General features: G+C 61.7%; 15 protein-coding genes. 10 read left to right on the top strand and 5 right to left on the bottom strand.

Annotated features, from left to right (window positions below):
- Positions 1-68 precede the first annotated feature (68 nt).
- Positions 69-1,604 carry a glycerol-3-phosphate dehydrogenase gene (glpD, locus tag KUV51_RS20770; protein WP_222523380.1) on the top strand — a complete coding sequence of 512 codons (1,536 nt, stop codon included), beginning with the start codon at positions 69-71 and terminating at the stop codon, positions 1,602-1,604.
- Complete coding sequence (gene glpK, locus KUV51_RS20765) at positions 1,601-3,073, top strand: glycerol kinase GlpK (protein WP_222523379.1); 1,473 nt, start codon at positions 1,601-1,603, stop codon at positions 3,071-3,073. The genes glpD and glpK overlap by 4 nt, the downstream gene beginning before the upstream one ends.
- On the opposite strand, the gene KUV51_RS20760 is transcribed toward glpK, so the two are convergent.
- Positions 3,070-3,765, bottom strand: a complete 696-nt coding sequence (locus tag KUV51_RS20760) for a fumarylacetoacetate hydrolase family protein (protein ID WP_222523378.1) — start codon at positions 3,763-3,765, stop codon at positions 3,070-3,072. The two genes, glpK and KUV51_RS20760, sit on opposite strands and share 4 nt — an antisense overlap.
- 142 nt (positions 3,766-3,907) lie before the next feature.
- On the opposite strand from KUV51_RS20760, the gene KUV51_RS20755 reads away from it, so the two are divergent.
- The 5 genes from KUV51_RS20755 to KUV51_RS20735 all read left to right on the top strand — a co-directional run bounded on the left by KUV51_RS20755 (position 3,908) and on the right by KUV51_RS20735 (position 7,279).
- Complete coding sequence (locus KUV51_RS20755) at positions 3,908-4,153, top strand: type II toxin-antitoxin system Phd/YefM family antitoxin (RefSeq protein WP_222523377.1); 246 nt, start codon at positions 3,908-3,910, stop codon at positions 4,151-4,153.
- Entirely contained in the window at positions 4,150-4,539 is a 390-nt protein-coding gene (locus KUV51_RS20750) for a type II toxin-antitoxin system VapC family toxin (RefSeq protein ID WP_222523376.1), read from the top strand. Before KUV51_RS20755 ends, KUV51_RS20750 begins: the two co-directional genes overlap by 4 nt.
- 90 nt (positions 4,540-4,629) lie before the next feature.
- Positions 4,630-5,028 carry a rhodanese-like domain-containing protein gene (locus tag KUV51_RS20745; protein ID WP_222523375.1) on the top strand — a complete coding sequence of 133 codons (399 nt, stop codon included), beginning with the start codon at positions 4,630-4,632 and terminating at the stop codon, positions 5,026-5,028.
- Entirely contained in the window at positions 5,025-5,900 is an 876-nt protein-coding gene (locus tag KUV51_RS20740) for an MBL fold metallo-hydrolase (RefSeq protein ID WP_222523374.1), read from the top strand. Before KUV51_RS20745 ends, KUV51_RS20740 begins: the two co-directional genes overlap by 4 nt.
- A 104-nt stretch (positions 5,901-6,004) precedes the next feature.
- Entirely contained in the window at positions 6,005-7,279 is a 1,275-nt protein-coding gene (locus tag KUV51_RS20735) for an acetylornithine deacetylase/succinyl-diaminopimelate desuccinylase family protein (RefSeq protein WP_222523373.1), read from the top strand.
- 40 nt (positions 7,280-7,319) lie between these two features.
- Here KUV51_RS20735 and panC read toward each other — a convergent pair whose 3' ends face one another.
- Positions 7,320-8,174 (bottom strand): pantoate--beta-alanine ligase, encoded by an 855-nt coding sequence (panC, locus tag KUV51_RS20730; RefSeq protein WP_222523372.1) that lies wholly within the window; start codon positions 8,172-8,174, stop codon positions 7,320-7,322.
- Positions 8,171-9,004 (bottom strand): 3-methyl-2-oxobutanoate hydroxymethyltransferase, encoded by an 834-nt coding sequence (gene panB, locus KUV51_RS20725; RefSeq protein WP_222523371.1) that lies wholly within the window; start codon positions 9,002-9,004, stop codon positions 8,171-8,173. Before panB ends, panC begins: the two co-directional genes overlap by 4 nt.
- A gap of 162 nt (positions 9,005-9,166) precedes the next feature.
- On the opposite strand from panB, the gene KUV51_RS20720 reads away from it, so the two are divergent.
- Complete coding sequence (locus tag KUV51_RS20720; RefSeq protein ID WP_261385988.1) at positions 9,167-10,618, top strand: ABC transporter substrate-binding protein; 1,452 nt, start codon at positions 9,167-9,169, stop codon at positions 10,616-10,618.
- A 107-nt stretch (positions 10,619-10,725) separates the two neighbouring features.
- Positions 10,726-11,121 (top strand): cupin domain-containing protein, encoded by a 396-nt coding sequence (locus KUV51_RS20715; protein WP_222523369.1) that lies wholly within the window; start codon positions 10,726-10,728, stop codon positions 11,119-11,121.
- A gap of 43 nt (positions 11,122-11,164) precedes the next feature.
- On the opposite strand, the gene KUV51_RS20710 is transcribed toward KUV51_RS20715, so the two are convergent.
- Together KUV51_RS20710 and KUV51_RS20705 are read right to left on the bottom strand one after the other, a co-directional pair.
- Positions 11,165-12,265 carry an acetoin utilization protein AcuC gene (locus KUV51_RS20710; protein WP_222523368.1) on the bottom strand — a complete coding sequence of 367 codons (1,101 nt, stop codon included), beginning with the start codon at positions 12,263-12,265 and terminating at the stop codon, positions 11,165-11,167.
- Between the two features lie 40 nt (positions 12,266-12,305).
- Positions 12,306-12,875 carry an NAD(P)H-dependent oxidoreductase gene (locus KUV51_RS20705; protein WP_222523367.1) on the bottom strand — a complete coding sequence of 190 codons (570 nt, stop codon included), beginning with the start codon at positions 12,873-12,875 and terminating at the stop codon, positions 12,306-12,308.
- A 70-nt stretch (positions 12,876-12,945) separates the two neighbouring features.
- Between KUV51_RS20705 and KUV51_RS20700 the strand changes: the two genes are divergently transcribed.
- The coding region (locus KUV51_RS20700) for a TetR/AcrR family transcriptional regulator (RefSeq protein WP_222523366.1) at positions 12,946-13,546 on the top strand (601 nt) is incomplete at its 3' end.

The following is a 13,546-nucleotide window of genomic DNA, read 5'->3' as shown; positions in this document are numbered from 1 at the left end:
CGCTAACGATTGATAACCATCTACTATGCTTTTAAGACGTCCACGTATTGTATGCGGAGGACGCGGGCTTGGCCGACGAAAAAGTCTTTGATCTGTTTGTGATTGGTGGGGGCATCAACGGGGCCGGGATTGCGCGTGATGCTGCGGGGCGCGGGCTGAGCGTTGCGATGGCCGAGGCTGGTGACCTGGGCGGCGCCACGTCGAGCGCATCGACCAAGCTGTTCCATGGCGGTCTGCGGTATTTGGAGTTTTTTGAGTTCGGGCTGGTGAAGTCTGCGCTGAAAGAGCGTGAGGTGCTGCTGAAGGCGATGCCGCATATCAGCTGGCCCATGCGCTTTGTTCTGCCATACGCGCCCGACATGAGGTTCGACAGCGACACGCCGACCTCGCGCCTGTTGCGCGTGATGATGCCGTGGATCGAGAAGGGGCGGCGGCCTGCGTGGCTCGTGCGCTTGGGGCTGTTTCTTTATGACAATCTGGGGGGTCGTGAGATCCTGCCCGGGACCAAGACGCTGGATCTGACCACTGCGCCTGAGGGCAAGGGCCTGAAGTCGCGTTTCAAGATGGCCTATGAATATAGTGACTGCTGGGTGGAGGATTCTCGGCTGGTCATGCTGAACGCCCGCGATGCGGAGGCGCGCGGGGCGACGATCCTGACCCGCTGCGCGGTGAAGGAGGCGTCGCGTGACGGCGGGGCGTGGCGGATCGAGACCGAGAAAGGCACCTTCCGCGCCAAGGCGCTGGTGAATGCGGGTGGTCCGTGGGTGGCGGACATTCTGACCGGGGTGATGCGGCAGAATTCGCAGCATAACATCCGGTTGGTGCGGGGCTCGCACATCGTGACCAAGCGGCTTTATGACCATGATAAGGCATATTTCTTCCAAGGCACCGACGGGCGGATCATCTTTGCCATTCCCTATGAGCAGGATTTCACCCTGATCGGGACGACGGATGCCGAACATACGGATGCGGATATAAAGCCGACCATCACGGGTGAAGAGCGGGATTACCTATGCGCCTTTGCGTCCGAGTATTTCGAAAAGCCGGTGACGGCAGAGGATGTCGTCTGGACATATTCCGGAGTGCGTCCGCTTTATGACGATGGCGCGTCTTCGGCCACTGCGGCGACGCGCGACTATGTGCTGGCGCTGGATGAAAACGGCCCGCCGGTGCTGAGCGTCTTTGGCGGCAAGATCACCACCTATCGCAAGCTGGCGGAACAGGCCCTGGCCAAGATGGGGCTGGGTGAACCTTGGACCGCCGGTGTCGCGCTGCCGGGTGGCGATTTCAAGGTGTCGGAGGTAGCGACGCTGACGTCGAAGCTGGCGGCGGACTACCCGTTCATCGATGACAAATGGGCGGGCCGGCTGATCCGGGCATACGGCACCGAAGCGTGGGACGTTCTGGGCGATGCCACATCGGCACATGAACTGGGGCCGGACTTCGGGGCGACATTGACCGGGGCGGAAGTCAAATGGATGATGGCCCGCGAATACGCGGTTGCGGGGGAGGATGCGCTGTGGCGGCGGACCAAGTTGGGTCTGCGGCTGACGCCTGATCAGCGTGCGGCCGTTGATACTTGGATGAAGGAAAACGCCGCATGACCCATATTCTCGCCATCGATCAGGGCACCACGTCGTCCCGCGCGATTGTTTTTGATGGGGACATGAAGCCGGTGGCTTCGGCCCAAGAGGAGTTTGCGCAGCATTTCCCGAACAGCGGCTGGGTAGAACATGAGCCTGCGGACCTTTGGGCCACGGTGCAGTCGACGTGCAAAGCCGCCATGGACAAGGCGGGCCTGAGTGCTGGGGACATTGCCGCCATCGGCATCACCAATCAGCGCGAAACGACCGTGATCTGGGATGCTGAGACGGGCGAACCATTGCACAACGCGATTGTCTGGCAAGACCGCCGTACCGCACAGATGTGCGAAGCGCTGCGGGCCGAGGGGCATGGTGATCAGGTTACCGCGATCACCGGGCTTTTGCTGGATCCCTATTTCTCCGCCACCAAGGTGAAGTGGATCCTTGACCAGAACGAGGGATCACGGGAGCGGGCCAAGGCGGGCAAGCTGCTTTTCGGTACGGTCGACAGTTTCCTGATCTGGCACATGACCGGGCGCAAAGCCCATGTGACCGACGCAACGAACGCAGCGCGGACGATGCTGTACGACATCCACAAGGGCGCGTGGAGCCCTGAGATGTGCGCCATGCTCGACATCCCGATGGAGATGCTGCCCGAGGTGCGCGATTGCGCGTCGGATTTCGGAGTGACGGACCTGTTGGGCGGTGAAACGCCCATCTACGGCGTGGCAGGCGACCAACAGGCCGCGACCATTGGCCAAGCCTGTTTCGAGCCTGGGATGCTGAAGTCTACCTATGGAACAGGGTGCTTTGCGCTGTTGAATACCGGCGATGGGCCAGTGGTATCGAAGAACCGTTTGCTGACCACCGTGGCCTATCAGTTGGATGGCAAGCCGACATACGCTCTCGAAGGGTCGATTTTCATTGCCGGGGCCGTGGTACAATGGCTGCGCGACGGGTTGGGCGTTATCACGACGGCGGCGGAGACGCAGGCGCTCGCAGAACAGGGCAGCGGGAATGTCACCCTCGTGCCAGCTTTTACCGGTCTTGGCGCGCCGTACTGGAACCCGGATTGTCGTGGCGCGACATTTGGTTTGACCCGAGATACGGGGCCTGCCGACATGGCGCGTGCCGCGTTGGAAAGTATCGGGTTCCAGACCCGTGATCTGTGGGAAGCCATGCGCGCCGACTGGCCCGACGGGGAAGAGGCCGTGTTGCGCGTGGATGGTGGCTTGAGCGCCAACGATTGGGCCATGCAATTCCTGTCGGACATGCTGGGCGCGCCTGTTGATCGTCCGGCGGGTCTTGAGACGACGGCCCTCGGCGCGGCTTGGCTGGCGGGTATGCGCGCGGGTCTTTACCCGGACATGGACGGTTTCGCCGCCACCTGGGCGCGCGAGGCGCGATTTGACCCGAAGATGCCCGAAGAGGATCGCGAGGCCGGATATGCCCGCTGGCAGCGGGCCATTGCGGCGACGCAGAGCGTCTAGTCTCGATCGCCGATCGTTACCTCGATCTCTCCGATCCCGTCCACACCACCGGTCATCACGTCGCCCAGGTGTACTGCGCCGACACCGGCGGGTGTGCCCGTCATGATCAGATCACCGGGAGCGAGGGACATGGCCTGCGAAAGGTAGGCAATGTGATCGCGCACCGGCCAGATCAGGTCCGAGATATCTGCGTCTTGCCGTGTTTCGCCATTTACAGCGAGCCAGATGCGTCCCGCCTCAATGCTGGCCACATCAGCGAAAGGCACCAGCGGTGACATAGGTGCGGAGAAGTCGAAAGCCTTTGCCCAATCCCATGGGCGGCCCATCTTCTTCGCCTCGGCCTGCAAATCACGGCGGGTGAGGTCGATGCCGACGCCAGCGCCCCAAATGTGATCCGTGACGGCGTCCGGCGCGATGTTCGCGCCGCCCTTGCCGATGGCGATAACCAGTTCGATTTCGTGGTGCAGATCCTCCGTCAGCGGCGGGTAGGGCACGGTGCACGGGCTATCTGCGACTGCGTCGGCTGGCTTGGTGAAGAAAAACGGAGGTTCGCGATCCGGGTCCTTGCCCATCTCACGTGCATGGGCGGCGTAATTTCTGCCGACACAGAAGATACGCCGCACCGGGAAGCGGTCGGGCGAGTTGGCGACTGCAACACTCGCCTGCGGTGTAGGGTCGAAGACAAAGGGCATCGGGTGAGCTTTCCTGCAGTGTTTTGCCAAGATCACAGGAGATACTCGACGACGTCCAGCGCTTTTGTGCCTTGCAGACGGTGTGGACCTTGTTTGCTCCCGCAGGATGGACTAACTTAGCTAAGTAGATTTGAGGAACGCTATGCAGTTCAGTGTCCACGCGGCGAAAACACAGTTGAGCAAACTGATTGATGCGGCTTTGTCCGGCGAAGAGGTCGTGATTGCCAAGGGCGCGCGCCCTGTGGTGCGGTTGGTGCCGATCCGTCAATCAGGTTTTGCGCTTGGGACACATCGGGGTGCGTTGGGCAACGTGCCGGATTTCCTGGCGCCGGTCGATGACACCGACCTTGATCTTTGGGAAGGTCGCGACACCCCCGTGCGGGAATGACGGCCGTCCTCCTCGATACTCATGCATGGGTCTGGTCTTTTGCCGATGATCGCTTGCTGTCGGATCGCGCGCGGCAGGCCATTGCAGGAGCTGACGCCGTATTTGTCAGTCCCATCAGCTTTTTTGAGATCGGCCAGAAAGTGCGCATTGGCAAGTGGCCAGAGATGGAACCTCTGGTGGACGATTTGCCTCGTATCCTGTTGGACCAAGGGGGGCTCGCGGCGCCACTGACCCCGCAAATCTGTTTGCGTGCGGCAACATGGGATTGGGCGCACCGCGACCCGTTTGACAGGTTGATCGCCGCTACGGCGGCCGAAGCGGATCTGACGCTTGTGTCGATTGATACCGCGTTCATCCCTTTGCATGGGATTCGCATGCTTTGGTGAAATTTACATAAGACAGATTACGTGGCATTGTGCAGACTTGCCGTGCATGCAAGGCGCTGCCACACTTCAACAGATGTATGGGAGGTGCTGATGCCGCTAAAGACGACTGCTGCCAAAATGGTTTCCGATGCACGTGCCCGCATCAAAGAGGTCGAGACGATCGATGCGATAAAGATGGTCGATGACCCGAATGTTGTCATCGTCGACATCCGTGACATACGCGAACGCCAGCGCAGCGGCTATATTCCAGGATCGGTTCACGCACCGCGCGGCATGATCGAGTTCTGGGTCGACCCCGACAGCCCGTACTACAAGGATGTGTTCGGCCAAGAGGACAAGACATATCTTTTCCATTGCGCCTCGGGCTGGCGTTCGGCTTTGACCGTCGCCACATTGCAGGACATGGGCTTCGATGCGGCGCATTTGCGCGAAGGGTTCTCGACCTGGGGTGCGCAAGGTGGGCCCGTGGAACAGGAGGACAAGACATGACCCCCGACATGACGTGCCATCCGGGCGTGACGCCGTTCTTTGACGCGCGATCCAATACCATTTCCTATGTGGTGCAGGAACCGGACGGCATCGGCTGTGCCGTGATCGATGCGGTGATGGACATCGACTATGCGGCCGGCGCCCTGAACTTCGACGGTGCTGACCGGATCATCGCGCATATCCGAGCCAATGATCTGCGGCTTGACTGGATCATCGAAACCCATGTGCACGCCGATCACCTGTCGGGTGCGCCTTACATCCAAGAGGCCCTGGGCGGCAAGATCGGCATTGGCGCGAAGATCACGGAGGTACAGGATACCTTTGGCAAGGTGTTCAACGAGGGGACCGAATTTCAGCGCGACGGGTCACAGTTCGATGCGCTATTCGAGGATGGCGACAGCTACGATGTCGGCTCCATGACCTGTTTCGCCCTTCACACGCCGGGCCATACGCCCGCCTGCATGGTGCATGTGATGGGTGATGCGGCCTTTGTGGGCGACACTCTTTTCATGCCTGATGGCGGCTCGGCGCGCGCCGATTTTCCGGGCGGCGATGCGGGTCAGCTCTATGACAGTATCATGCGGGTACTCGCCCTGCCCGATGCCATGCGCCTTTTCATCTGCCACGACTACGGCCCGGGTGGGCGGGCCATTGCATGGGAGACGACAGTCGCCGAACAGCGCGCGGCCAACATCCATGTAGGAGAAGGCAAGACGCGGGAGGAGTTCATAAAGTTCCGCACCGAGCGGGACAAGCAGCTTGCCATGCCGAGCCTGATCATCCCTGCCCTTCAGGTGAACATGCGCGCTGGTGAAATCCCGCGCGATGATGCGGGCGACATGGCGCTTAAAGTGCCACTCGGCAAGCTTTGAGGCAAAGCCTGGGTCTTTCCTGTTTTCAAAAAATCCTTCCCGAAGGATGGTGTTCTTTCCGGCCGTCCCTTGCCAATTGACGCGCTCCACCCGACACTCGGCTCATGACGCTCGCCAACCGTATCGACAGCCAACGCGACGCTCTGATCGCGTTGACACAGGACCTGATCCGCATTCCGACGCTGAATCCGCCCGGTCGGCACTACCATGACATATGTGCGCTGGTAAGTGACCGGTTGAAAGGACACGGGTTCGAGGTACAGATGACCCGTGCCCACGGGACGCCCGGCGACAGCGACACCTATCCGCGCTGGAATGTCGTTGCACGGCGCGACGGCACCATCGCGGGGGAATGCGTGCATTTCAACAGCCACCATGACGTGGTCGAGGTTGGCCACGGTTGGACCCGCGATCCATTTGGAGCAGAGGTGGAAGAAGATAGAATTTACGGTCGCGGGGCCTGCGACATGAAAGGCGGGCTCGCGGCCTCCATCGTCGCCGCAGAGGCTTTCATCGAAGAACACCCGAACTATGCGGGCGCCATTGAAATCAGCGCCACGGCGGATGAGGAATCCGGCGGCTATGGGGGTGTCGCCTACCTTGCCGAACACGGTTTTTTTGCGCCCGAACGGGTGCAGCATGTCATCATTCCCGAGCCACTGAACAAGGATCGTATCTGTCTCGGTCACCGCGGTGGCTGGTGGGCCGAGATCGAGACAAAGGGCGAGATCGCCCATGGTTCCATGCCGTTCCTGGGGGATTGCGCCGTGCGGCATATGGGGGCCGTACTCGACAAGTTCGAAACAGACCTCTACCCCGCCATGGCTGCGCGGCGCACGGACATGCCTGTTGTGCCGGAAGGCGCGCGGCAATCGACGATGAACATCAACTCAATCCACGGGGGTCAGCCGGAACAGGCACCCGACTATGATGGTCTGCCCGCTCATTGTGTGCCCGACAGTTGCCGTATCGTCATCGACCGGCGCTTTCTGGTAGAGGAAAATGTCGAGCAGGTGCGTGGCGAGGTGGTCGAACTGCTTGAAGGGCTAAAGGTCAGCCGGGATCGCTTTGAATATGAGATGCGGGAGTTGAATGTCGTTTTGCCGTCGATGACTGACAAATCGGCGCCGGTGGTTGAAACGATCCATGCCGCCATCGAGAGCGTGCTTGGGGTGGAACCGACCTATGTCGCTTCGCCGGGCTCTTATGATCAGAAACACATCGACCGCATCGGCAAGCTGCACAATTGCATTGCCTACGGACCCGGCGAACTGGAACTGGCCCACAAGCCTGATGAGTGGGTTGGCATCACCGATATGCTCGACAGCGCGAAGGTGATGGGCCACGCACTTGAAACGTTGCTGCTCCCCAAGCCGTAGCCATCTCTGGCGGCTCAATGGAAATCGGCTCAATTTACCGCTAACGAACCACTGGCACGTCGATATTGTCTATCAGCCGCACACCCGCCATGTAGGCTGCTGCAAACAGACGTGCGGGCGCCTCGGCACGTTCGATAAGCGCCAGCGCATCATTCGTTCGCATCTCCAGATAGTCGATGTCACCGAACCCTGCCGCGGCGAGCCTTGCCTTTGCATCAGGCAGCAGATCGCCGATCGGGGCTCCTTGCCCAAGCGCATCGGCCATCTGCTCCATCACCTCGTTCAATGCCGATGCCCGGCTGCGCGCCTGATCCGACAGCAGCAGGTTGCGTGATGACATGGCAAGTCCGTCAATCTCACGAATGGTCGGGCACCCAACCACCTCGACGCCCAGGTCCAGATCGTGCGCCAACCGCCGAACCACCTGCAGTTGCTGGAAGTCCTTTTCCCCGAAAAAGGCCAGATCGGCCGAGGTTTGGGTAAAGAGCTTGGTTACAACCGTCGCCACCCCATCAAAATGGCCGGGGCGATGCGCGCCGCAAAGCACGTTGGTGAGTCCATCCACACTGACGTTTGTCGCAAATCCATCCGGATACATCTGCGGTCCATCCGGAACGTAGATCGCGTCCACCACGAAGCGCTCCAGCTTCCGGGCGTCCTCATGCTCGGTCCGGGGGTAGTTTGCCAGATCTTCCGCGTTGTTGAACTGCTTGGGGTTCACAAAGATCGTCACGATCACCCGGTCGCTCATTTCCTTGGCGCGGGCCACAAGGCTCAAATGTCCATCATGCAGCGCGCCCATGGTGGGCACAACGCCGATGGTTTCGCCCGCCCGCTGCCAGCCGCGCGTCATCTCGCGCAGATCGGCCAATGTGCGCACGATGGGCGCCGTCATGTCTTGGCCCCCGGAACCGTGTCGGCAAACACATGCTCCGGTCCCGGAAAGCGGCGCGCGCGTACGTCTTCGGCATAGGCTGCGATGGCCGCTTCACCGTCCTTGCCAAGTTCCGCATAGCGTTTGACGAACTTCGCCTTGAAGGCGGTGAACAGGCCCAACATGTCGTCCACCACGAGGATCTGGCCATCGCAGCCTGCGGACGCACCGATGCCGATGGTCGGGATGTCGAGCGCTTCGGTGATGGTGTTGGCAAGGGTCTCCGGAACCTTTTCAAGCACCACCGCAAAGGCGCCCGCCGCGGCAACGGCCTCTGCATCCGCCTTCAGCGCAGCCCCGGCGTCACCGCGCCCCTGCACCTTGTAGCCGCCCAGCGTGTTGATGGATTGCGGGGTCAGACCCACATGCGCCATCACCGGAATACCGCGCGCCACAAGGAACGCGATGGTATCGGCCATCGCCACGCCCCCTTCCAGCTTCACAGCCCCCGCGCCTGTCTCCGCCATCAGGCGCGCCGCGTTGCGAAACGCCTGTTCCGGACCTTCTTCGTAAGAGCCAAAAGGCATGTCGATGACCATCATCGCAGACGACAGCCCTCGCGCGACAGCCTGCCCATGCATCACCATCATCTCCATAGTGACCCCCAGGGTTGATGGCAAGCCATGCAGCACCATGCCCAAACTGTCGCCCACCAGAACAAAGTCGCAATGGGCATCCATCATCTGCGCCATGGGCGTTGTATACGCGGTCAAACTGACAATGGGCGTGCCCCCTTTCATGGCGCGAATGTCATCGGGCAACGGGGCGGTCTTGCGGGCGGTGGCGCTCATCTTCGGGCCTTTCGCTGGTCTTTTCGTGGGCGCAGATACCAGCCTTCCGCCCTCTGCGCCACTGAACAAAAGGCGCACCACCCTTGCGCGACGCCACGTTTGCGGGAAAGCTGTCTTTGAACCGTATCGACAGGGGAGACCGCCATGTTCCACCGACTGCTGATGACCACCGCCGCCATCGCTCTGGCCTCAAACGCATGGGCAAAGACCGACATCACCGTGGCGATCCAGCTCGAACCCCCGCATCTCGACCCAACATCCGCTGCTGCCGGGGCCATCGACTCGGTGCTCTATTCCAACGTGTTCGAGGGGCTCACCCGCTTCATGGGTGATGGATCCGTGGTACCGGGCCTCGCCGAAAGCTGGGAGATTTCGGATGACGGGCTGACCTACACCTTCACATTACAAAACGGCGTGACCTTCCACGACGGCACCACCATGGATGCCGAAGACGTCAAATTCACCTTCGACCGCATCCTCGCCGAAGACAGCGCAAACGCGCAAAAGGCACTCTATGCCGCGATCAGCGCGGTCGAGGTCGTGAACCCACAAACCGTCCGCATGACGCTGTCCGAACCCAACGGCAACCTGCTCTTCAACCTCGCCTGGGGGGACGCAGTGATTGTCGCGCCCGAGAGCATTGAGACCATCAAACAGCAACCCATCGGCACAGGCCCGTTCAAATTCGACACCTGGACCCAAGGCGACAGCATTCGGATCAGCCAATATGACGGCTACTGGGGCGACACCCCGGCCCTGACAGAGGCCACGTTCAAATTCATCTCCGACCCCACGGCCGCCTTTGCCGCCGTGATGGCAGAGGACATTGATGCCTTCATCGGCTTCCCCGCCCCCGAAAACCTGCCGCAGTTCGAAGCGGACCCGCGCTTTCAGGTCCTGATCGGCTCCACCGAAGGCGAAACCATCCTGTCGACCAACAATGCGGTGGCCCCTTTCGACGATCTGCGCGTGCGGCAAGCAGTGGCACATGCCATTGACCGGCAGGCGATCATCGACGGGGCCATGTTCGGCTACGGCACGCCCATCGGCACCCATTTTGCACCGCACAACCCGGCCTATGTCGATTTCGCCGGCGGCTCCGCCTACGACCCGGAAAAAGCGCGCGCCCTGCTGGCCGAAGCGGGCATGGCCGACGGGTTCGAGACCACATTGCACCTGCCGCCGCCCTCCTACGCCCGCCGCGGGGGTGAGATCATCGCCGCCCAACTGGCCGAGGTCGGGATCAAGGCCGAGATCATCAATGTCGAATGGGCCCAGTGGCTGGAAACCGTGTTCCGCGGCAAGAATTTCGGTCTGACCATCGTCAGCCACACCGAACCGATGGACATCGGGATCTATGCAAACCCCGACTACTACTTCCAATACGACAATCCGGCCTTCCAGGAACTGATCGCGACGCTCAACAGCACCACGGACCCCGACACGCGCACCAACCTGATGGCCAAGGCGCAGGAAATGATCGCCAACGACGCGGTCAACGGCTACCTGTTCCAGCTCGCCCAACTGGCGGTGGCGAAGGCCGAGCTTCAAGGCCTCTGGACCAATATGCCAACACAGGCGACAGACCTCACAGGCGTAAGCTGGGCCGAATAAGCGCAAGGTCCCAACGTCTCTGTTCCAAAAAATCCTCCCCGAAGGGCCGTTTCGCAAAGGGGCTGTTCGGGAAATTAAAGTCCACCGCGACAATGTCAGGACACCCAATGATCATTCATCCCGCAGGCAGCCGGGCCAGCATACGCGCCAACCCCGACTACTTCACAGGCGACGTCTGGCAGGACCCGATCATCTCAGCCGAAGCACCCGCCCGGCTTCATGCCCTCTCCGTCCACTTCGCACCGGGTGGCCGCACGGCATGGCATACGCATCCGCTAGGTCAGACACTTCACGTCATCCAAGGCACCGGTCTGATCTGCCTACGCGGCGAGACACCGCAGACGATCCGCGCAGGAGACACCGTGTGGATCCCGCCGGGGGTCGAGCATTGGCACGGCGCAGGCCCGGACACCGCCATGACCCACATCGCCATGCAGGAAGCGCAGGACGGCACGGCCGCAACATGGCTCGAACAGGTCAGTGACGCTGACTACGGTGGATAGGTGGGAGGGGGGCCAGCCCCCCGGCTGCGCCTCCCCCCGGAGTTTATCTGGCAAGATGAAGGATCTTGTTGCGCACCTCGTCCCGGATGGGTCCGTTTCGTGGTTTGTCGCGCAGGGTTGTGAACCAATGACCCGGTGGGTTCTTGCCCCGCCGGTTGCCATCAAAGCGCAGCGCTCGCAGCACGTCCTCGCCCGCATGTTCGATACGATCGGGAATCTCGTAGCCGCTCAAGGTCGCCCACACCCCTGTCCAAAGCCGGCCAACTGACCACGGGTTGTATCCGCCGCCGCCCAACACCAGCAGGCGCGGCGCCACCCCGATCAGCGCTTGCACCACGGCCCAATGCGCGTTGTTGGACAGCGACAGATGCGCCTGCGGGTCTTCCTCCACCCCGTCCGCGCCGCATTGAAGGACAATGGCGTCAGGCCCAAAGGCCAAAACGCGAGGCAAGATCAAATCATCCCGGATCAGCGCCATCTCGTCATCATTCAGACCACGCGGAACGGGTAGGTTTGTCAGCGTATCAGTCGCCCCAAGCGGCCCCGTACGCGGCCAAAGCCCACCCTCATGGACCGAGATCATCAGCACGTCCGGATCATCGGCAAAGGCCAGCTCGACCCCGTCGGGGTGATGCGCGTCGATGTCCACATAGGCCACCCTTTGCGCGCCGTTGCGGCGCAAGGACAGAATCGCGAGGACCGGGTCGTTAAGATAGCAAAACCCCCCTGCCCGATCCGGCATTGCGTGATGCGTGCCCCCCGCCGGGTGGTAGACAATACCACCATCTGCCAGAAGTTCCCCGGCCAACAACGACCCGCCCGCCGCCGTTGCCGGACGCCGGTACATTTCCGGAAACACCGGGTTGTTCGAGGTGCCAAGCGCATGCCGCGATCTGACATCGGCAGTTACGGCCTGTGCCGCCTCTGCCGCGTGAAGCGCTGCAACATAGTCGGGTGTGTGCCAGATCGTCAGGGTATCGGGCTTCGCCCGCGGGCTGGGGACATAGGCGTCGCGTGGCAACCACCCCATGGCCCGGCTCAGGTCGATGACGGTCGACACCCGCGGCACCCTGAGCGGGTGCCACGGGCCATAGGACGATCCGCGATAGATCTCCGATCCGATGAACAGCGGGCGGGGCAGCATCGCCCATAGATAGGGGCTGCGCCGCTCAAAACGAGGGGGATCAAGCCGCCGCGGCGCCCATGGTCTCGGCGCGCGACAACCAGCGGTCGATCTTTTCAGGTTTGGCGAGTTTGACGGACCCGAACAGCACGACGTTCCGGGGTTTGACACCTACGAACTTCATCACCTGGTTGCGCATCACGCGACGCCCCGGGCTGCGATAGAGCAAAGTGTCGAGCCAAGTCGGCGTATCCGCCGTGATAATCGCATCACCCGTCCGTCCATCCAGCAGCTTGTCCCAGCCAAGGCCGCGCCCGTGGTACTTGTAGGCAAAGCCCGATTGCAGGCCCGCGTCCATCACGGCCTTGGCCTGCGCAGGCATCGCGCCCCACCAGTAAGGGTGCACGATCATCACGTGATCCGCCCAGCGGATGTTGTCCTGCCAAACCTGGATGTCGGGTGAGAGGTCCTGCCCCTCGCTGTAGCCTGCTTCGGGCGCCATGTCCGACAGGTGCATGATCCGCACCTCCGCTCCCTTGGCGCGGGCGCCCTTGGCATAGCGCTCGGCCAGTGCAGCGTTCAGCGATCCGGCCTTTGGATGCGCCACCCAGATGAAAACACGTTTGGTCATTTCGAAAACTCCATCGCTTGCTTGACACAGTGTCAATTGACAGCGTGTCAACTATGTGCTTCTTGACACCATGTCAAGTGAAACAATCGATACCCCGACCAAAATTCTCGAAGCGGCGCTACGCCTGCTGGAAACACCGGGCGCCAAGCTGCCCACGATGTCCGACATTGCGCGGGCGACAGGGATCAGTCGGCAGGCGGTCTACCTGCATTTTCCCAGCCGCACCGACCTGCTGGTCGCTGCGACACGCTATCAGGACCGGCAAAACCAGGTGGACGCCGCTCTCGCCCCCAGCCGGGGCGCTCGATCGGGTGCAGAACGGCTCGACGCTTTTGTCACCGCATGGGGCAACTACATCCCCAAGATCTATGGCGTGGCGCGGGCCATCATGGCGGTGACAGACACGGATGCCGAGGCGGCCGCAGCCTGGAACACCCGCATGCAGGACATGCGCGAGGGCTGCGCCGCCGCCATCAACGCGCTGGCCGAGGACGGCTCCTTGCCCCCGGACACCGACATCGAACAGGCCACCGACCTGCTCTGGACGCTGCTCTCGGTCCGCAATTGGGAGAACCTGACCCAAACCTGCGGCTGGTCACAGGACTGCTACATCGCCACGATCCGTGGTCTTGCCATGGCCACCATCGCCCGCGACCTGGGCGCGCTGACGG

It is taken from the genome of Tateyamaria omphalii, from assembly GCF_019802125.1.
Classification (GTDB): domain Bacteria; phylum Pseudomonadota; class Alphaproteobacteria; order Rhodobacterales; family Rhodobacteraceae; genus Tateyamaria; species Tateyamaria omphalii_B.
This window is presented reverse-complemented; position numbering and strand designations above follow the sequence as displayed.

Coding starts and splice junctions, on each gene's coding strand:
- glpK (WP_222523379.1), top strand. CDS start 1,601: ATGACCCATATTCTCGCCATCGATCAGGGCACCACGTCGTCCCGCGCG.
- KUV51_RS20760 (WP_222523378.1), bottom strand. CDS start 3,765: ATGCCCTTTGTCTTCGACCCTACACCGCAGGCGAGTGTTGCAGTCGCC.
- KUV51_RS20755 (WP_222523377.1), top strand. CDS start 3,908: ATGCAGTTCAGTGTCCACGCGGCGAAAACACAGTTGAGCAAACTGATT.
- KUV51_RS20750 (WP_222523376.1), top strand. CDS start 4,150: ATGACGGCCGTCCTCCTCGATACTCATGCATGGGTCTGGTCTTTTGCC.
- KUV51_RS20745 (WP_222523375.1), top strand. CDS start 4,630: ATGCCGCTAAAGACGACTGCTGCCAAAATGGTTTCCGATGCACGTGCC.
- KUV51_RS20740 (WP_222523374.1), top strand. CDS start 5,025: ATGACCCCCGACATGACGTGCCATCCGGGCGTGACGCCGTTCTTTGAC.
- KUV51_RS20735 (WP_222523373.1), top strand. CDS start 6,005: ATGACGCTCGCCAACCGTATCGACAGCCAACGCGACGCTCTGATCGCG.
- panC (WP_222523372.1), bottom strand. CDS start 8,174: ATGACGGCGCCCATCGTGCGCACATTGGCCGATCTGCGCGAGATGACG.
- panB (WP_222523371.1), bottom strand. CDS start 9,004: ATGAGCGCCACCGCCCGCAAGACCGCCCCGTTGCCCGATGACATTCGC.
- KUV51_RS20720 (WP_261385988.1), top strand. CDS start 9,167: ATGACCACCGCCGCCATCGCTCTGGCCTCAAACGCATGGGCAAAGACC.
- KUV51_RS20715 (WP_222523369.1), top strand. CDS start 10,726: ATGATCATTCATCCCGCAGGCAGCCGGGCCAGCATACGCGCCAACCCC.
- KUV51_RS20710 (WP_222523368.1), bottom strand. CDS start 12,265: ATGCTGCCCCGCCCGCTGTTCATCGGATCGGAGATCTATCGCGGATCG.
- KUV51_RS20705 (WP_222523367.1), bottom strand. CDS start 12,875: ATGACCAAACGTGTTTTCATCTGGGTGGCGCATCCAAAGGCCGGATCG.